The sequence below is a fragment of the Vibrio fortis genome (assembly GCF_000695685.1).
In the GTDB taxonomy this organism is placed as follows: domain Bacteria; phylum Pseudomonadota; class Gammaproteobacteria; order Enterobacterales; family Vibrionaceae; genus Vibrio; species Vibrio fortis_A.
Genome location: NZ_JFFR01000014.1, coordinates 29,963 through 49,351, shown reverse-complemented (window position 1 = coordinate 49,351; position 19,389 = coordinate 29,963). Strand labels below are relative to the sequence as shown.

Sequence of the window (19,389 nt, the reverse complement as noted above, 5' to 3'; positions counted from 1 at the left end):
AGGACAAAGCTATGCCAATGACAATCCTACTGTCATTCTTTTTCTTCACGGGTTTGGTGGTGTTTTACACCTGGTCACGTGTTAAGAATCAGAAAAATGACTCCAAAGATGGTTTCTTCCTCGGTGGTCGAAGCCTAACCGGTGGCCTTATCGCAAGCTCACTCATTCTAACTAACCTTTCCGCGACCAGTTTCGTTGGGATGAGTGCTCTATCCTTCAAAGGCAATATGTCTGTAATGGGGTATGAAGTTGCTTCAGGTATCACGCTGATCATTATCGCACTCTTTTTGGTACCTCGTTACCTCAAACAAGGCATTACAACGATTCCTGATTTCTTAGAGTCTCGCTATGACTTGTCTGTAAAGCAGTTCGTAACCGTATTGTTTCTATTGAGCTACATTATCAACCTTTTACCAAACACGCTATACGCAGGTGCAATGGTTATCGGCGGTATTTTTGACATCGAAAGCATGCTCGGAATCAGTCGTTTCCAAGCGATCCTACTTATCGCATCAATCATCGGTTTCCTAGGTCTTTTCTACGCGATCTACGGTGGTCTAAAAGCGGTGGTAATTGCAGATACGTTAAACGGTGTAGGTTTGATTGTTGGTGGCTTGATGATCCCAATCTTTGGTCTGATCGTGCTAGGTGACGGCAGCTTCATGGAAGGTGTGGACGTGATTACGACCAACGCTACAGACAAGCTTCAAGCCGTTGGTGCCGAAGATGACCCTAACGTACCGTTCTCGACCATGTTCACTGGTCTACTACTCGTTAACCTTTACTACTGGGGAACTGACCAAGCGATCATCCAACGTGCATTGGGTGCTAAGAACCTAAGAGAAGGTCAGAAGGGTGTGATCCTTGCAGGCGCAATCAAAGTTGTGACACCTCTGTTCCTAATCATTCCTGGCATCATTGCTTACCATATGTTCGGTACAGTAGACGCGACAGGTCAAAGCTACGAAGCGGATACCATGTACACGCGTTTAGTTAACGAAGTACTGCCTAAACCGCTTGTTGGCTTCTTCTTAGCCGCAATGTTCGGCGCAATCCTATCGACCTTTAACGGCGTATTAAACTCTTCAACGACACTATTTACACTTAATGTTTACAAACCCATCTTTGATAAAGAGAACAAGCTTTCTGATGAACAGTTAGTCAACAAAGGTCGTTCATTCGGTCTGTTCATTGCAATCCTATCTGTAGGTATTGCACCGTTCATCATGTTCGCACCGAATGGCCTATTCGATTTACTACAGCGTTTGGCAGGCCTATTCAGTGTACCAATCTTCACAATCGTGTTTATGGGTTACATCACTAAGCGTGTTCCAGCGATGGCGGCAAAAGTTTCATTGGCAGTATTTGTTGCGGCTTACGGTATCGTACAGTTTACTCCAGCCTCGATGCACGATTACTTAGGCCCACTTAAGCCACTGGCTGAACTGCACTTCTTCCACCAGCTGGCAGTATTGTTCGTGCTATGTTGCGGCATCATGTTTGCTATCGGTAAAGTTCGTCCACGTGATACGGACTACGTGCTTCCAGTCAACGAAGCGATGGACATTAAACCTTGGGAGTTCCGCTTTGAAGCCTCTGCAGTGATTCTGTACATGGTACTTGGCGCTTACATCACCTTCTCTGACCTAGGTTTGGTCGCAGGTGACACGTCATTCATGGTGACTTACGCGCTTTGCGGTATCGTAATTCTTGGCGGCCTTTTTGCCCGCGTTAGAAAGAAGAAAGCTCAATCAGCGCAGCTTAATGCTCAGAACGCACAGTAACTAATTTGCCACCCATAAAAAAAGCAGAGCCCATTATTGGCTCTGCTTTTTTTATGTTCAAAACAAACTCAGCGAGCGTGTTCGACTATAGGCGGAGCGTTTGTATGTGAAGATAGCATGCGCATCTAAATATATTTTCTATAATTTTTAGTGGCTTATGGTAAATTTGTTAAAAGTCGGATAGGCAGACAAACGAGCATGCTTGTTATTAATAATGGTATGCGTCAGCAAGAAGAATTGGATAGTCAATTTCAAGATATAGAGAAAGAGTATCCGAATGCAAGTAGCACATTAGGAATTATCATGTTGTTCATCTCACTACGTACTTTGCAAAGGGTTGGGGATGTTTTTCTTAGCGTGCTTCATGAGAAGAGAATGACGTTAGAATTAGTAGAAAATGACAGTAGATTCTCTGTACAGCTACCCAACACATAACGAGGCGTTAAACGTAAAAATGGAGACCACAGTGGAAAAGTGTAAATGTGCCGAGTTTGAAGATTTAGAAATGCTCCGTAAGGTTATCTCAAAGCGTATCAAGGAATCTAAGAAGCTTAAGAAAGTTCTAAACCTTCTCACCAAATCAGAAGATGGTGAGCACGTTCTAATGAGTTGCAAAAGTTGTGGTCAATATTGGCAAAGTAGCCGAGCTTGGAATTGGGGTAACGACCCGTATCTTTTTCGAGTACCTGAAATAAAAAATGCAGATTGGCGACAAGAACCCTACGTACAACCTGATGAGCTATTAGTTTACGTGGCATCTTTACAGGATATTTTGTCACAGAGTAACTTCGAACCAAAGAATGAACCATGCAGAATGAAAGGCTGTGAACAGTCAGCAATAAAAGGGTTGGCTAATTGTTTGGAACATCATGTACAAAATCTTCAAAAAATAAATCAGCTGCCACAAAATCCAGAAGGTCGTTGGTTTCCTCCATACTTGGCGGAGAACTTCAAACCAACGTTTAACTAGGCACTCAATAGGCGTTAGCAATCTCAGGAGGATTAATGGAGTTAGTCAAAGCATCTACAGATGAGCATTGGAATATTGCATCCAATTTCTTAGCTCAAACGGTAGAGCGTTGCAATGAGAGAGGGCTACCCTTGTGGACTCACCAACAAGTGTCAGTGAAAGCATTAAAAAGCAACTATGCTATTGAAAATTTATACCTGTTGAAATCTGATCAGCACACTATAGGGTGTGTATTTATTAGTTTTGATTTCGATGATTTTTGGACAGACACGGATACAAAGGGAACCCTGTTTTTCCATAAGTTTGCAATTGGCAATGCATTCAACTCTAAAGGCTTTGGCTCGCAAACATTGACCGCAATCCGTTTATTGGCTGAAGAACGTGGATGTCTTTGGGTTCGTTGCGACTGTCATGGTGGCAGAGGGAGCTTAAGAGCGTTTTATGAACGTAGCGGGTTCGAGTTTGTAGACAGACAAGAAATGTTGGGGTTCGATGTTGCTCGATACCAAATGCTGACAAAGCATTCAAGACGAATTCACAACGCTTAACGCGGTGTCATGTTTCTGGAGGAATTCCAATGTCAAGCCAGTTACTATTTAAAGTAATTGAGTTCGAACTCTTGTGTTCAATGACTGACGCTCAGCAAATAGTAAATTGGGCTGATGCGCAGATCATTTCAAGCGAAGAGCCAGAAGAAATCCTATTTGATCTTTGTTTAACAACCTCCAAAGAAAAGCAGCTCAAGGTATTAGGTAGTCTGCATGCCAATTTGGAGAATGAAGCATTTGAGTTAGTTGCAATCAAACTATTGAAACGATACGAATTAGGTCTACTCGATTTCTTTGAAGTGACCAATAAGCTTGTAGCAATACATTATCATTCATCAAATCTGTCAGTTGATTTTACTAATTTCATAATATGGCTTGATGATGAGGCATGCTTGATAACTGAAGGCATAAAAGAGCTAGAAACTGCAGAAGATGATTTGATTAGGTTCCTGCTCGGTATCAAAGAAAATCATAACAAGCGTTTAGAGTTTCAAGATGCTTTTTCTAACCCAAACTTGGCACGTTAGAGTCCTACGATAACGTATTTTTCTGTTCAAAAGCTTGCTAGGAATAAGCCCACATTTATTTCTCTTTTCCAAACTCCAAGAGTCGAAATGAAGTTGTGACCATCAGTTTTTCAGCGAGATTTATACCCGACCACATCAACGTGAATTGATGTACAATACACGCGCTTTAAATATCAGCCCAATAACTCCCCATCGCACAAGGTGAATCTTGCGTTTAACTAGCTTTAAATACAAAACTCGTAAAGGCCCAGACTATCGTCATGGCGAGCAAGTGTCGTTTATCGACATACGAGATACCTTTGGCATTGGGAGCATTCGTGTTGGTAAGTGGGTGAACCAAGAAGAGAAAGACTTGGCCGCTAATCTGATCTTCGACTCATTTGCAGACCTTGCTTATATATTGGCGCTCCCCCCAAAAGCCATTGGATTGCGAGGCAGTTTAAATCTCGCTTTCGGCAGCGGCGGACAAAAAGGCGTTCAGGCCCATTACGCACCGAATCAGAGAGAACTCGCGCTCGCGAAAAATGCCGGAGCTGGCGCTTTAGCCCACGAGTTTTGGCATGCCTTTGATCATTACATTGCAGAGAAAGCGTTTGATATTGGAGACAGATCTGGGCCACAAAGACGAACAATCTTCGCCAGTGACTGTTGGTTAAAAAACGCTGAGCACTTTCCACACCCGTTAAATGACAGATTACTGAAGATATTTGACGCGACGCTACTTACAGATGATCAGCAAGATCGGCACGACTATGTGTCACGAAGTGTTTTAGCCGATAAAGCGATGGGAAGCCATTATTTCTCTCTACCAACGGAAATGATGGCGAGAGCATTTGAGTCAGTTGTCGAGTCGTGCTCTGGAATTGAAAATAGCTACTTAGTGTCTGGAACAACCAACCCCAAACACATTAAGGTCTACCCTGACTTAGAACATCGCCTGAAGATTCACAATGCATTGCAAGCCTACTTCAAACCTCTAGGGGAAGCTTTAAGTGATTTGCAATAGAGGACTTTAGTACCGCACAACAAAGTAGAAAGCCTTCTGCCAGAACATAAGTGCCTCCAAATCTTGTCTATTTAAACACTATCGTGTCTGAACGCTTATGCTGACATTGTTGCTCAAACTCGTGTTGTGTCATCACCAAGAAGTTAAAGTCTCTCATTAAGTTACCCCAGAATATTGCCGCCCCGATCAAAAACCAAACTACGGTATTAGAGTCACTTAGCGCTGTTTGAAGAATCACTTGTGATGTTTCGTGAAGTAGAGCTTCCCAATTTTCCAGTGACAAACTTGCAGCGAGTGTTGTATCAGACATTGAATACGCCACGAAAGAAAAGAAAGCGTAGGTAGCAGCAATATTGAAAGCGGCAGACACGATATTCTTTAAAGATAACCCCGGCCAAGACCAACCTGACTTCAATTTTTGAAATATTGACACAAGCATGAAAGCCGCTAATAAAAAGGCCGCCAGATACACATAATGCAACACAGTTTCGAATGGTTTAATAAACATAGTCAGAAACATAATTAACTGGCATCCAAACATGGCTTTGGCATCAAAGGACATCGGTGGTTTCTCAGCCTCTTTTCTGCTTTTATTCTTCATCCTTTGATAACCCTCACTGTAAGATAGATATAAAATGATACGCACATGTTATCACTACATAAGGGAAATGATAATTTATAAAAATCAGTACTATAGAAAAGTGTAGAATAAAAAATGGTGGCTCAGATATCAGCCACCATGGAATGAGCTTTAAAGTACAAACGCATTGTTTAGTCAGTTATTACAGTCAATGCCTTATCAAAATCTGCCAAAGAGTCATCTAATTGCTTAAATTCTGTTTCGCCTAGCAACACTTCACTCCACTCAGAGTGAGATAGATTCACGGTCACCCCTGAATTTAATTGTGAACTAATTTGAACTATGCCATTTCGAAGCTGGATACCGAACGCGTGATCACTATCATTCATGTTTAAGTTAAACTGAGAAGACAATCCTTCCGCTTTGCGTGTGTCCACCAAGTAACGGATGTATTCAACATTATTCTCTATCGGAGATGCCTCTAACTTTTCACTGGTAATTGTCCCAAGTAGTTGGGTTAGAGATTGATAGTTGTCCAATTGATGTTCACCGAATGAAAGTTTCCCTTCATGAAGTAATGCTTCAGAAATATAGAATCCACGAGCATTGGCTGAACTGGTACGCTGCCCAAGTGCACGAGCCGCTTCTGAGCGCGACAGTTTGGCTTCTTCGTTATTTGGCTCTATTTCAAGTATTTGGGAGGTTAAGTATAGCGACCACTGCCACCCTTCCAAGGTTTGCTTCTGGTTCGATTGCTTGACCATTTTATTGGCCAACTCAACCCCACCTAAACTCCCAATAAATTGATGAGCAAAGGTTTGTGTCGGCAAAGGGTTGATGTCGTACACGTCCCAACCGTTCCAGCCCATAACACCGTTATAGACCTGCTTAGCATGACTTTCGACTTGCCCATAGGTTTCTTTATCCAATCGTAGGTTTTCTGGCATATAAACAAATTCAGCAGCGCCTTGAGCATCCTTTCCAAGCTTTATCGCTCGTATTGTTTGGTCATGTATCAATTGCATCGAGTCGCGAAACTCATGAATAGCATCTTCAGCGGTTTCTTTCGTTACATTGGCAGCGCCATGTATATCAACGTGATAGTCAAAGTCATAAGAAAGCACCAGATCTGCCGCATCTACAAGTCGAATAGGGTCACGATACCTATCTCCGCGCAAAGTATAGAGATTGAAAATTGAGCCTGCATTCATTGCATTGGTCACCATAAGGCTCTTTTCAGGAAAGTAGTAAGCGACACTGTCCGTCACATCTGTAGGGCTAGGTAAAACAATCACTTCCATCCCCGCAATTGTGTGCGTTTCTACTTGGTTGTGCTCAAAAGTAACGGTCGGAGATTGGTAGCCTTTTTCGCCCTCTAGCTTGTCTAGCGTGAAACCAAGTTTATTAGGAAACGCATCTGGCCCGCTTTCAGGGTGTAACAACCCAAATTGAATGGCGACTCGAGTAGAAAAGATTCCAGCTAGAGGGCTAACACCATTGTCTGAAAAAAGGTGTTTCTCCATCCACTCATGTGCGTAAATGGCTGTGTCATCATTACTCCACGCTTGTGTACCCCACACATAATGCGAATGGGTATAAAGGACCGCACTAACATCAATCTCTTGATTCAGCTTTTTTTCCAACTGTTTGCGTTGCTCTTGCGCTACTTTTAAATCGTCCCCCGTATCAACGATGATCCAGCCTTCAGGAGCCTCGACTGCGATCACGTTACCGATGCCCCACCCAGCAATGCGATAGACACCATCGGTTATCTGAGTGATTGATTGTACGTCTACATCCCACAATTGGTCGACCATAGCAGCGGGCTTTGTAGTAACAATCCCTCTATCCGTAACAATTGGGTCATACTTAATAGAAAGATTGTATTGGTCGGCAACCGCAACAAATGGAGTAGAGAGTAAAAGAGCACTGCTGAGAATTGTCTTTCGCATAATATCGTTCTTCTAGTTAATGGAGTAATATAGGGTTAGTCCCTTTCGATGACGCCATTACACTCAATCTCAATAATTAAATCTATGAATTGGAGAAAGTCATATTTGGCTAATCAGTATTGGATTTAAATCGGAGATAATGATTTAAGCTCCAGAAATATGTCTTGTCCTTTATCGGTTTTAATTTCAAAGTCATCAAGCCAATATATGTCAGTTAGTAGCCGAACATCTGTGGTTAACTCGCAGCGGTCTTTTTCGCACAGCGCTTCGACCTTACCACTCCAACATGTTGATATGTCGATAATTATCATTCTTTCTAGCTCGAGAAACTGATGACTAAAGTACTCATGCAATGACTCTATGCCTTCGGCATAACTCAGCACTAAAGTGCACTTCCCTTCACCAATGTCGCAAATTCTATATTTGCGGTCGTTTAAATATATTGTGCAATCCACGTAGATTTATCCTCAGTCATTTAATTTAGATTCCATTGTTTTAAATAAATCAAATCTCTACGAGGAATTAGAGAAATTCATATATGACAAATTGAGAAAACCAAATATGAATTTCTCTAACCCATAGTTCTATTGAGTCAAAAAACTAAGCTAGCTCGGTATCCAAGAGTTAGGTTTATCGAAAACCTTTCAGGCCCCTTAGTTTCAACTCATACATGATTAATACCGCTGTTTATTTAATAAATAAGCTTGGTGCTATTTCGGTATGCGTTATTCAATAAGATGCAACCAAAATGAAGTTAAAGCGCTCAAACACACCCATAAATTATTCAGCGAAATGGAAGGTCATCGTTCTCGTGCTGTCTGTGGTACTGATGCTTCTCAGTGCCCTACCCTCTGCATTTGGTGAACGTGAAGCTTTGCACATTTCAAACCAAACACATTCAGCACAGGCTGATGAGGTCTATCGCTATCTTTTAGACAACAACATTGATGTTCACAGTGTGAACGAAAACAACGATAGGTTAGTTGTGACATTTGCTTCTAACGGACAACAAGCCGCGGCACAAGCTCGGATGTCCGAGTTTATCCAACCATCAGAGATCGTTGCCCTCACACTCGAACCTTCAGCTCCTTCTTGGCTAACCTCGCTAGGCTTTCAGCCGATTAAATTTGGATTAGATCTACGTGGTGGTGTGCAATTTCTGTTAGACGTTGACCTAGCCCCCGTCTTTAATGCTCACGCGCAATCCGTGATCGACGACCTTCGTCAGGAGTTTCGTGTACGCGGTCGTGTAGAAAACGGTGAAGTGGTCATTGCTCGATATAACGAAGCACTGCTTGGTGATATTCGACACCACTTAAGAACACAGTATCCAAATTGGACTCTGAGCCTATCTGGCGAGCGCTTAGTAATCTCAATGGATGAGGAAGAGAAACGCGCGATTCGAACTTTGACTGTGACACAAAATCTTCAAACAATGCGAGGCCGCATAGAAGAACTTGGAATCACAGAAGCCGCGGTCCAACGCCAAGGTGAAAGTCGAATTCGCATCGAACTGCCAGGCGTGCAAGATCCGACATCCGCGAAGAACATTATCGGCGCCACTGCATCACTCGCGTTTTACCATGTGGAGCCCAATGCTAACGCACGAACAAAATCCATCAATGATCAAGATGGTAGACCTGTCATTCTGCATAGAAACAGTATCTTAGGGGGTGAGCATATTATCGATGCACGCGCTATCCTAGGAGAAATGGGGACGCCCGAAGTCAATATCACTCTTGATAGCACAGGTGGGCGATTGATGAGCAATCACTCACGCAGCAATATCGGAAACCCGATGGCGACTGTCTACAGTGAATACAGTCAATCAGAAACAGGACAATCCATTGAGCAAAGCGAAGTTATCAGCGTAGCGACCATTCAATCAACGTTGGGGAACCGCTTTCGCATCACTGGCGCAGGATCAATGGCAGACGCTCAAAACCTTGCGCTTCTATTGAGAGCAGGCTCACTCACCGCTCCTGTCACCATTGTCGAAGAGCGCACAATCGGGCCAACTCTTGGCGCTGAAAATGTCAAAAATGGCTTTGCGGCACTCGCCTTGGGGCTGGGTTTTACGTTGGTATTTATCGCTTGTTGGTATCGACGCCTTGGCTGGGTTGCAAATGCAGCACTGACTATCAACTTAGTGTGTCTGTTTGGCCTATTAGCGCTTATCCCTGGCGCTGTACTAACGCTTCCAGGCATCGCTGGGCTTGTGCTAACGGTGGGGATGGCTGTCGATACCAACGTGCTTATCTTTGAACGCATCAAAGACAAGATGCGAGAAGGCAGAAACTTCTCCCAAGCCATAGACCGAGGTTTCGATAGCGCATTCTCTTCTATTTTCGATGCCAACCTCACCACTATGATCGTCGCCATCGCTTTGTATGCAATCGGTAACGGTCCAATTCAAGGCTTTGCCGTCACTCTGGGATTAGGCCTACTGACGAGCTTATTTACCGGCGTATTTGCGTCTCGAATTCTTATCAATTATTTGTGGGGAAGAGACACCTCACATGAGGTGAAACTGTAATGACCAACTCAATTAGCATCACCAAAATACGTCAATTGATGACGATGATATCGCTGATTCTACTGACGCTTTCTATTACATCGATCGCGGTAAGGGGGTTCAATTGGGGACTCGACTTTACGGGAGGTGTCGTCGCCGATATTCAAACAAAGCCAGACGTCACTCAAGTTCTACTCAAGTCTCACCTCGATTCGGCACTGAGCCAAGATGTTCAAGTGACGGCGGCAGGCAACGAGGGAAATTGGCAACTGCGTTTCAATGATACAGACCTCGATTTGCGAGAAGCACTTAACCGAGCGCTGTTGCCGATAGACAGCAATTTTCAAGTGACCAACAGCAGCGTAATTGGCCCTCAGGTTGGGCTAGAAATGGTCGAACAAGGTGGCTTGGCGATTTTGGCTTGTTTCGTTCTTACCTTGCTGTACTTGAGCTACCGATTTGAGTGGCGATTGGCACTAGGCTCTATTGCTGCGCTGGTTTACGACATTTTGATTGTGCTAGGGCTCTTTGCAGTGACTCACATTGAATTCAACCTAACTGTGTTGGCCGCGTTGCTGGCAGTGATGGGCTACTCCCTGAATGACTCGATCATCATTTCAGATCGCATCCGTGAAGTATTTCGTGCGAAGCCAGACGGTGAAACCGATTCCCTTCTCGATAAGTCCATCGTGTCAACATTGTCACGAACGCTTGTCACATCTGGCACTACCTTGGTCACAGTCTCTGCATTGTGGTTGTTAGGAGGGAGTGCGCTAGAAGGTTTCGCCATTGCACTGTGCGTCGGAATCTTAAGTGGGACCTGGTCCTCTATCTCTATAGGCACACTCTTACCAAGGTGTGTGGGCTTGGAACCGAACCACTATAAACCAGAAGAAACGGAATCCCTTCAAAGCATGCCTTAGCTTTTGCTGGCTGTGCTTAGTGCTTACCGCTTGCTTAAGAACGCTATTAGGCGACAGTCAGTCGTCTGGTAGCAACAAAGAATTTCTCTAATTCATAGCCTGAATCATCGGCTCACCTTAAATTAGAAACATGGTTAGACACATAACTTAAAACGCCCCGTCTACTGCTCAGGAAGTTGTAGTATTCACCCGATTTACTCTCGTTAAAGGACATTAGCGAGCCTTCGGTTACTCAATAAAGGCTCAACATGCTCAACGTACTCAAACAAGAATACAAGCTGCCACTTGGCATCGTTGCCGTTCTATTTTTCAAACTGATCGGCGACAACTTACTCTCAGGGGAATTATCTCAATTCGCCTACATTATGATTACTGCGGTACTGTTTTACGCCGTGATGAGCGCTATTTTTTCCGTTGTTCGTCACTCAGACGCGCTAGCGATAAAACTTGGCGACCCATACGGAACGCTTATATTGACGCTCTCAGTAGTCTTGCTCGAAGTCATTATGGTCTCGTCCGTTATGTTGACTGGAGAATCCAACCCCTTCTTAGCGCGTGACACCATGTTTGCAGTCGTGATGGCGGTGCTTAATGGCTTTGTGGGTATCACCTTGTTAATCGGTGGTATGAAATACCATACCCAGACCTACAACCTTGATGGAATCAAAGCGTACTTAGTGGCCATTATTCCGCTCTCATTACTCTGCTTGGTTTTGCCTAATTTCACCAGTATGGACTCGCTCGGTAACATGTCGACCAGCCTCACTTGGACATTAGTGCTCGCCTCGATAGCGTTGTATGCCGTATTCCTGTTCATCCAAACACGCAGTCATACCGCCTACTTCATTGATGGTGATAATGAAGATCACCACGAACATCACGGTCCTCTGCACAGCAATCTATTCCACACGATTATGTTGGTGAGCTATTTGATGGTGGTGATTTTGTTAGCGAAGAGCCTCGCGATTCCAATTAATGATGGCATCACCGAAATGGGCGCACCTGCGGCTCTAGGTGGTTTGATTGTAGCTTTGATTATCCTCGCCCCTGAAGCGGTTGGTGCTGTTAAAGCCGCCGTGACCAATCAACTACAGCGCGCGATGAATCTCTTCTTTGGTTCGGTTCTCGCCACAATTGCACTAACCGTTCCCGCTGTTCTGCTGATTTCAGGCGTAATGAATGAGCCTATCCAGCTCGGCCTCGCCCCTGCAGAAATGGTGTTATTAGGTGCAACGCTATTAATGACCAGCGTGAGCTTTAGTAGCGGTCGTACCAACTCGCTCAATGGTGCAACCCACCTCATTTTGTTCTTCGCCTACATCATCTTGATGTTTGATTAATACCCATTGTGGGCTCCGGCTATCAACAGCCAGAGCCCACGCTCACTTGGAGTTTCCATGCAAGAGATTATTTCCGCGATCTGGTTGCAAGACTTTGATGCCTTACTTGAATTGAATTCACTGCACGTTCTATTGCTTTTACTTGGTGTCGTGCTTTTCCTTGAGTCGAGTTTTGTTTTCTTACCACTACCCGGTGACGGCCTAGTACTTTTTGTCGGGGGGATGGTCGGTTTAGGCGCGATTGATTTTTCAAGCGCTCTGATGCTTCTAACCAGCGCCTCTTTTTTGGGCAGTATTATTGCGTATCTTCAAGGGCGCTGGCTGCACAATACGCAGTTCATGCGTAAAGCTGAACAAACACTGCCAGATGAATCGTTACCCAAGGCAAAAAAACTATTAAACCGATTCGGATTTTTGTCCTTGTTCGTTTCGCGATTTGTCCCATTTGTTCGTGTATTGACCCCGATGTTGATGGGCGTTGCACAACTCAGCGCCATAAGAACGCTGATTGTTAGCTTCACTAGCTCGATTACATGGGTCTTCAGTTTACTACTAGTCGGAAAGTGGGTAATGCGACATCCATTGATCTCTCAATATCAAGAATTGATTACAAAGTGGTTCTTGATGGGCAGCTTAATCCTGATGGTAACCGCATTTATCGCCCTGTTTGTTCGGCTTGCCGCCAACAAACAACAACCACAAACATCCGACTGAGAATCGCCTCAATCGTATTCTCACTTACTGTCAAAGGTCTCACATATGACATTAATTACACTGCCTTTTTCATCGGAAGGAGCGGAAAAGCTGTATCTCAAAATATTGGAGTGTCTCACTCTAAGAAAGCCCAAACGGCTGAATCAAACGCTTCTAGAGGCTGAACCTGTTGAACTGCCATCAGTATTAAGGAAACTTTCTGATCAACAACGTATCGTCACTTGGACTCTACTTTGCGAAGTAAACCCAAGTCTTGCTGCCAACTTACTTGATCACTTATCTGATCCCGAACTTCTATGGCTGATCAGTCAACTCTCTGAAAGCAGCACCATCATGCTATTTCAATATTTGCATTCCGCAGACCGCAGGCTGCTACTCAATGAGCTGCCAAGTGACTTACAGAAACAGCTCAGGCAAGCCCTACCTTCAGCATGGAAAGACGAAGAGAAGGCAGCCTTAATCTACCCACAAGACTCTGCAGGAGGAATTTGTAAAAGCGAAGTTCTCAAGCTATCAGAAGACGCTACGATCGACAGTTTGAGCACAATATTAAACGCAGAAGAGCGAAGCTTGGATCGATTAGAATGGCGTTACGTTTACTTGCATGACAATGAAGGCAGCTATTTAGGCGGGCTGAAGATACGCGATGTACTGCTGTTACCACGTGGTGTATTTCTAAAAGAATACATAGATGACACGGTGCCCGTCATCAGCCCTGACGCTGATCTAAATGAGATTAAAAGTATTCTGGACAACACTTTGCACCCTGTCATTCCCATCGTTGATGAACAAGGTTTCCAAATGGGCATCGTTGGCTTTAAACACCTCAATGACGCTTTATACCAACGTTCTAAGCAGCAAATGCTAGAACAATCCGGCGTATTTGGGGGCGATGAGTCTCGCACCATGCCGGTACTTAAACGTAACCTACGCCGGCTCGCCTTTTTACTGCCTTCAGTCGCCTTAAGTTACGCTGCGATTTCGATCATTGCCATCTACGAACCCATCATCGAACAAATTGCAGTATTAGCCGCAGTGTTGCCGCTTGTCGCTAACCTTTCTGGTGCTGCAGGGAATCAATCTGTTGCTGTGTCGATACGTGAATTATCCATGGGGCAGATCTCAGCCAAAGATCTGCTGTATGTAGTCGCGAAAGAAATTCCAATCGGGGCGGTCAATGGGTTACTAATTGGTAGCGTTTTAGCTCTGCTTACGCAGTTCACACTTGGCGGGGAGCACTCTGGATTGCCATTGGTTATCGCCATAGCTTACACGTTATCTTCCACACTTGCCGTCGTGATTGGCGGGACATTGCCCTTGCTATTAAAGCGGCTCAACTTCGACCCTGCCATGCTCTCAAGCCCAATGCTGACAACCTTAACCGACGCTATTTCATTCTTCACTGTTTTGTATTTAGCGCACGCTTTCTTACTGTGATTGAACCTTCTCGGCCGCACAACTCAATTTTTAGCCTCAGCCATTTTTGGTTGGGGCTTTTTTATGGCGATACCCAAGTAACCTCAAAATGCTTGGTTCAGTGAGAATGCCTTGGGTATATACGTTCAGCAAATATGAATCGCTGTAATTCATAGTCTATTTCTCCGTCTGTAAATAAAATAGCGGCATAAACAAACACAACTTGGAGTTATATTTATGAAACTAACGAAAACATCTCTATTAATTGCATCACTTATTTCTTCGCCTTTGGTACTCGCAAATACCAATATTGATTTCTCTGATTCTAAACAACATTATTCTGGATTTAATATTGGTTACGGGAGCAATGATTTTGATATTGGCCTTCAATATGCAAAGTCATTAAATAACGACTGGAGTTTGCTCAGTTCATACAGCAGTGACGACAGCTTTGACAATCACGAATTGGGATTTGATTTTCAAAGAAGCGATGGCTTAGGGCTTGTTTTTGAGTATGAACATGACACAAACTTCCAATCAGATAATTTACGTGCGAATGACTATAACTTCAGTCTCTACAAGGCCAACACGGTTAACGAACAGTTTTCTGTTATACCTCAATTAACGCTTGGTAACCTGAAACATCAACAGATGAGCGATAGTGTTTACTACACCAGTGCATCACTTGATATGACTTACAACCTGAACCCTAGCATGTGGGTAGGGTTCACGCCGGAATATACTTACAGCTTAGGTAAAGTAAAAGAAAAGAATGGTAATCAATCGAAACTTAGAGATTGGGATTACACGGCAGAACTTGGTTATCAATTAAATAGCACAAGCGCGTTCGTATATAGTTACCAATATGATGATGGCAATAATTTCTCATTATTCTCTTTTAAACATTCATTCTAAATTACTAGAGCTGCCGACAATAAGGCAGCTCACTTTTTAATAACTAGTCTAAAGAATTTAAATAAGTTGGTTAATTTGAAAACTAAACTATTATTGCTGAGCTGTTTGTTCAGCGCCTATTCAATCGCAGATGAAAACACGATCGACTTTGAATCCGCAGTCGAAGAATTTACTGAAGCGACCATAGAAACAGCACCCGTTGATTTCACTGACCCAACTGCAGCCTACAGCTCCGTTCAGTTAGGCTATAACAGCGAAGGCTTTGATACCGGATTTGGTTACGCTAGAACAATCACTGACAACTGGGCAGCATTGCTTTTTGCTCAGTCTCTGAACAATTTTGACACATACAGAGTAAGAGCCGCGGCACTGAGCACCAATTTCGGCAGTGGCGTAATGGGCGATTATTTATATGATGACCGTAGCGATACACACACTTTCGTGTTGAACGCGATGCAAGTCCTGCCACTGCATGAACGGCTCATTATCGCTCCGGTTATTGGCGTCGGCGCCATCTCTAGTGACAACCTTGATAAGAAAGTGCCTATCGCCATGGCGCAGCTATACAGTGTGGTGACCATTACAGATCAAGCGTCCATAATGATTGCTCCAATCTATACGACATCATTAAGCGACCAAACGCTTAAAATCAATGCGTTAGAATGGGAAAGTAGCTTCTCTTACCGAGTATCAGATAATCAAAATGTTTCTATTAACTATGGTATCTATGACAATTCAGACAACAAGATCGGTCTTAACTACACTTACGCACTTTAATTATACTTAGACGCGTAACTGCAATTAAGCGTTCTAGCGACATTCTTTATATGTGTCTCTATGGCCTCAATATATTTTCCCAATTTCAACACATTCGCATTCGAACTTAGCCTTTGGCTAACATCAAGCCTAATTGGCTTTAGCAACAAGAAAGTTGCCAGGTCTGCTCTGCTTATCCTTACTGCATAGAACTCATTGGGTTAAAAGCTAATCTCTGCCCGTAACGCTTTCCTGCGAATCGTATCAAACATTCTTTAACATATATCATTCCTAAGCTATTGAACAAAAGCCAATTTCCCTTATTCTTAAATGATGCTTTAGAACTTCATTACGAAAAGGTAACCCATGAAAGAACTTCAAGACTTAGACCTAAATCTGCTCAAGTTACTTAAAGCGGTTGTCGAAACTCGTAATACTCATACAGCAGCAGACAGGTTGGGTATATCACAAACCAGTGTCAGCAGAGGAATGGCAAAGTTAAGAGAAACCTTTGGCGACCAACTTTTTCTTCGTAAAGCACACGGTGTTGAGCCTTCAGAACTGGCAGAGAAACTCGCCGAAGCGGCCGATGAAATGTACTCCCCTTTGATTAAAGTGGTTGAGTCGTACCACAACTTTGACCCAAAAGCGTTTACTGGTGAAGTCACCATCGCTTTGAACATATTTCTAATTGAACAATATGGAGAAGGGATTTTTAAGGTTCTACATGAAGCTCTTCCACAAGCAAACTTTAAATTAGTTTACTGGCAAGACAAAAGCTTGGCAGAAGTGCTAAATGGACAAGTTGATTACTTGTTGCAACTTTCAGGCATTCCATTGCCTCAAGATATCTACCAGCATAAGCTCACCGAAGTAAAGTTAAGCCTCATTGCACGCAAAAACCATCCTGTACTGAGTAAAAGCAGTGAATGGGAAGATATTCATCACCTACCCATCACAAGAATCTTGGTTGATGGTATCAACACCAAACGCGCACCAATCGAAGATCTTTATATATCAAAAGGCTACACCGCGAATATTGTGTTAGCGACACATAGCCTCACAGTATTGCGAAGTAAGCTTAAAAATTCAGACGCTTTCTCTTTTGGCAGCAGTTATATGACAGAAAATGATCCTGAGCTAAGCTGTTACCCGTTACCCAAGTTACCAAAAGAAATGCGCCAAATTGGCGTAGAGGGCGGTTACCTTCAGTCAAAGAGAGGTTTTCCACTTCATCAGTTACTGCACCAAACCATGCAGGATTATTTTGATAGTGTTGTTCAACCTGACGCCCAATAGCGAACTGAGTGACTAGGGTCTTTTACAAACCATAAACTAAGAATCCTTGTCCCCAAATTGACCTATAGTCGCTTTAGGGACATTGTGTTCTTAGAGACGCCGTGATTTGGAATACTACGTTACTTAGTTTTCGTGGTGACGTAGCGTTCGTGGTAACTTGAGGCCGCTTTAAGCAGAAGGTGGGCGCACAGCAGAGGTCGCCGCAGGATACATGATGGTATTTTTGATTTCGTACTTATAGTCAAAATTGAAATCAGGGAATGGGAACGATTGCTCTGCATGCCACTGCGCAACAACCTGTTCGGCTTTTCGTTTCTGTTCCTCGTTGTCATTAGCATTGACATCCACAAGTTGATATTGCGTAGAGTGAGCGATCTTCGCACCAATGCTCTCGACTTGTGTCAACACAGAAAACAGAATGTCCTCTTGGACAGCCATGAACTCTTCATGGTCACGGCAGCTGATGTAAGCCATCAGACTAATATTGATGGAGTATTCCCCTACTCCCATCAACCTAACCCGAACCGGTTCTTCTTCTATCATTGGATGTTGTAGCAACAACCGACGCAGGTTCACAATCAGGACGCGTAATTGCTCAAGAGTGGTTTCAGAGCGCACTCTCAGCACATGATCCATGCGTCGCTTGTCACGCCGCTCCAAATTATCAATTTCCATATTGGCAAATTCTGAGTTGGGGATGGTAATTAAAGAGCGCTCTAACGTCCGTACTCGAGTCGAACGCAAACCAATACTCTCAATAGTTCCGAGTTTATCCCCATAGCGACAAAACTCACCAATCTTTACTCCCCCGTCAGCATAAAGGGTTAATCCGTTAATTACGTTCTCAAGTATAGGTCGAATAGCCAGTGCAACTGCTAAGCCACCCACACCCAAACCAGCCAATATTGGCGAGATTGAGAACCCCATAAATTCGATGACGTAAATACCAAGAATCGCGATCGTTAATCCGCCAAAAATACGTGCTAATACGGTAATCAGTGACGAATCTACGTGCTTTCCATTGTGCTTTTTGAACACATAAATATCAGCGAAATAATTGAAAATGGCCATAATAAGCCAGGAAACGAAGAAGAACTGAGCGAGCAGGAATAAGGTGGTGAACAGCTGATAAACACCACCGGTAATCCATATCCCATCATCTATCACCCACCTTGCTAAAAACAGCAAGTTCACTACGCCTACTAGGGACAAGAGTCGACCAGCCCGCCATTTCAAACCTTTTTCTTCCCAACGACGATTCCAACGCTCACCAAGTAAAAAGCTTATTTTTATCATAATCTTACATAGTGACAAAACACCAGTGAGCGCAAGCCATTGCCATAAAGGAAGCGGTCCATAAAGTTGATTAAAAGATGAAGGTAAAGAAAGTACAAATTGCTTTGAGAACATAGGCCCAGGGCTAATCAGAAATTCCTGATAATAGTCTGGACGTACTTCGGCATAGTACGGAAGGACTGACATCGTTCTATACCACCGAGAAAGGCTTTGAATGGTATTAGAGCTGAATAAGAACTGATCGGTTCGATCGCCTAGAGTTTGGCGAGACAATACGATCTCAGTGTTGCCTAAACGCCAGTGATCAATCTCCTCTCCCCTTATTTGCTCGAGATTTGGGACCAACTGATGAGTACTTTGCTCAATTCGATCTAGCAACTCACGAAGAAGAATTATTTTCTCCATCACAACAACGGTTCGGCTACGATTCGGAATCATAGACAGGTCCATGGTTCTGATCACTTGTGAATAAGCATGCTGCGCCTCTTTAAGATGCAGTGTTTCATTTTGCCAATGCTCGATAACCACACTCGAATCCCTGATGAAACTCGAAAGAGTATGTTTGGGGCTAGATGTATCAGCGAGCTCTAAAGCAATACTGGGCATGGCTAGCGCACTAGGTATGGCTAGATAGAAGGGTATAGCAAGAAAAACGGCTACTAACATCGAATAAAAACGTCTTATCACAACGATCTCCCATCATTACTTTGTTTCAATACAAACATAGGGGTTAGTGAATAAGAATGGTCCACGACAGATTGGTGTTGAGTATAATGATGGTTAGCTTGTAGTAACGTAGATATACATCTTAAAAGTGAAGTGAATAACGTTGTCATTATATCCTCCAA

At 43.5% G+C, this 19,389-nt stretch carries 16 protein-coding genes; 13 read left to right on the top strand and 3 right to left on the bottom strand.

From position 1 onward, the window contains the following. The first annotated feature begins 11 nt into the window (after window positions 1-11). The 5 genes from VFDL14_RS12910 to VFDL14_RS12935 all read left to right on the top strand — a co-directional run bounded on the left by VFDL14_RS12910 (window position 12) and on the right by VFDL14_RS12935 (window position 4,835). Complete coding sequence (locus VFDL14_RS12910) at window positions 12-1,784, top strand: solute:sodium symporter family transporter (protein WP_032550945.1); 1,773 nt, start codon at window positions 12-14, stop codon at window positions 1,782-1,784. Window positions 1,785-2,181: 397 nt separating this feature from the next. Beyond that, entirely contained in the window at window positions 2,182-2,754 is a 573-nt protein-coding gene (locus VFDL14_RS12920; RefSeq protein WP_152549233.1) for a hypothetical protein, read from the top strand. 35 nt (window positions 2,755-2,789) lie between these two features. Continuing rightward, window positions 2,790-3,302 (top strand): GNAT family N-acetyltransferase, encoded by a 513-nt coding sequence (locus VFDL14_RS12925; RefSeq protein ID WP_032550941.1) that lies wholly within the window; start codon window positions 2,790-2,792, stop codon window positions 3,300-3,302. A 29-nt stretch (window positions 3,303-3,331) separates the two neighbouring features. Next, window positions 3,332-3,829, top strand: coding sequence for a hypothetical protein (locus tag VFDL14_RS12930; protein WP_032550940.1), 498 nt, complete (start codon window positions 3,332-3,334; stop codon window positions 3,827-3,829). A 208-nt stretch (window positions 3,830-4,037) separates the two neighbouring features. Then, window positions 4,038-4,835 carry a CLCA_X family protein gene (locus VFDL14_RS12935; RefSeq protein WP_032550939.1) on the top strand — a complete coding sequence of 266 codons (798 nt, stop codon included), beginning with the start codon at window positions 4,038-4,040 and terminating at the stop codon, window positions 4,833-4,835. A gap of 67 nt (window positions 4,836-4,902) precedes the next feature. Here VFDL14_RS12935 and VFDL14_RS12940 read toward each other — a convergent pair whose 3' ends face one another. Beyond that, window positions 4,903-5,436 carry a hypothetical protein gene (locus tag VFDL14_RS12940; RefSeq protein ID WP_032550938.1) on the bottom strand — a complete coding sequence of 178 codons (534 nt, stop codon included), beginning with the start codon at window positions 5,434-5,436 and terminating at the stop codon, window positions 4,903-4,905. A 170-nt stretch (window positions 5,437-5,606) separates the two neighbouring features. Beyond that, complete coding sequence (locus VFDL14_RS12945) at window positions 5,607-7,367, bottom strand: alkyl sulfatase dimerization domain-containing protein (RefSeq protein ID WP_032550937.1); 1,761 nt, start codon at window positions 7,365-7,367, stop codon at window positions 5,607-5,609. A gap of 748 nt (window positions 7,368-8,115) precedes the next feature. Here VFDL14_RS12945 and secD point away from each other — a divergent pair. From secD to VFDL14_RS12990, 8 genes are all read left to right on the top strand, one after another. Further along, the gene (gene secD, locus VFDL14_RS12955; protein ID WP_032550935.1) at window positions 8,116-9,903 is read left to right on the top strand and encodes a protein translocase subunit SecD; all 1,788 of its coding nucleotides are present in this window, start codon (window positions 8,116-8,118) and stop codon (window positions 9,901-9,903) included. After that, window positions 9,903-10,805: a protein translocase subunit SecF gene (secF, locus tag VFDL14_RS12960; RefSeq protein ID WP_032550934.1), complete on the top strand. Its 903-nt coding sequence runs from the start codon at window positions 9,903-9,905 to the stop codon at window positions 10,803-10,805. Before secD ends, secF begins: the two co-directional genes overlap by 1 nt. Before the next feature lie 248 nt (window positions 10,806-11,053). After that, window positions 11,054-12,145, top strand: a complete 1,092-nt coding sequence (locus tag VFDL14_RS12965; RefSeq protein ID WP_032550933.1) for a calcium:proton antiporter — start codon at window positions 11,054-11,056, stop codon at window positions 12,143-12,145. Window positions 12,146-12,202: 57 nt separating this feature from the next. Then, window positions 12,203-12,859: a DedA family protein gene (locus VFDL14_RS12970; protein WP_032550932.1), complete on the top strand. Its 657-nt coding sequence runs from the start codon at window positions 12,203-12,205 to the stop codon at window positions 12,857-12,859. Between the two features lie 45 nt (window positions 12,860-12,904). Continuing rightward, window positions 12,905-14,296, top strand: a complete 1,392-nt coding sequence (locus tag VFDL14_RS12975) for a magnesium transporter (RefSeq protein WP_032550931.1) — start codon at window positions 12,905-12,907, stop codon at window positions 14,294-14,296. Window positions 14,297-14,512: 216 nt separating this feature from the next. Then, a complete protein-coding gene (locus VFDL14_RS12980) occupies window positions 14,513-15,190 on the top strand; it encodes a hypothetical protein (RefSeq protein ID WP_032550930.1) in 678 nt (225 codons plus the stop codon). A gap of 75 nt (window positions 15,191-15,265) precedes the next feature. Further along, on the top strand, window positions 15,266-15,967 hold the full coding sequence (locus VFDL14_RS12985; RefSeq protein WP_032550999.1) for a hypothetical protein: 702 nt from the start codon (window positions 15,266-15,268) through the stop codon (window positions 15,965-15,967). A 345-nt stretch (window positions 15,968-16,312) separates the two neighbouring features. Next, a complete protein-coding gene (locus tag VFDL14_RS12990) occupies window positions 16,313-17,245 on the top strand; it encodes a LysR family transcriptional regulator (protein ID WP_032550929.1) in 933 nt (310 codons plus the stop codon). 168 nt (window positions 17,246-17,413) lie between these two features. Here VFDL14_RS12990 and VFDL14_RS12995 read toward each other — a convergent pair whose 3' ends face one another. Next, the gene (locus tag VFDL14_RS12995) at window positions 17,414-19,228 is read right to left on the bottom strand and encodes a mechanosensitive ion channel family protein (protein ID WP_235201694.1); all 1,815 of its coding nucleotides are present in this window, start codon (window positions 19,226-19,228) and stop codon (window positions 17,414-17,416) included. Window positions 19,229-19,389 lie beyond the last annotated feature (161 nt).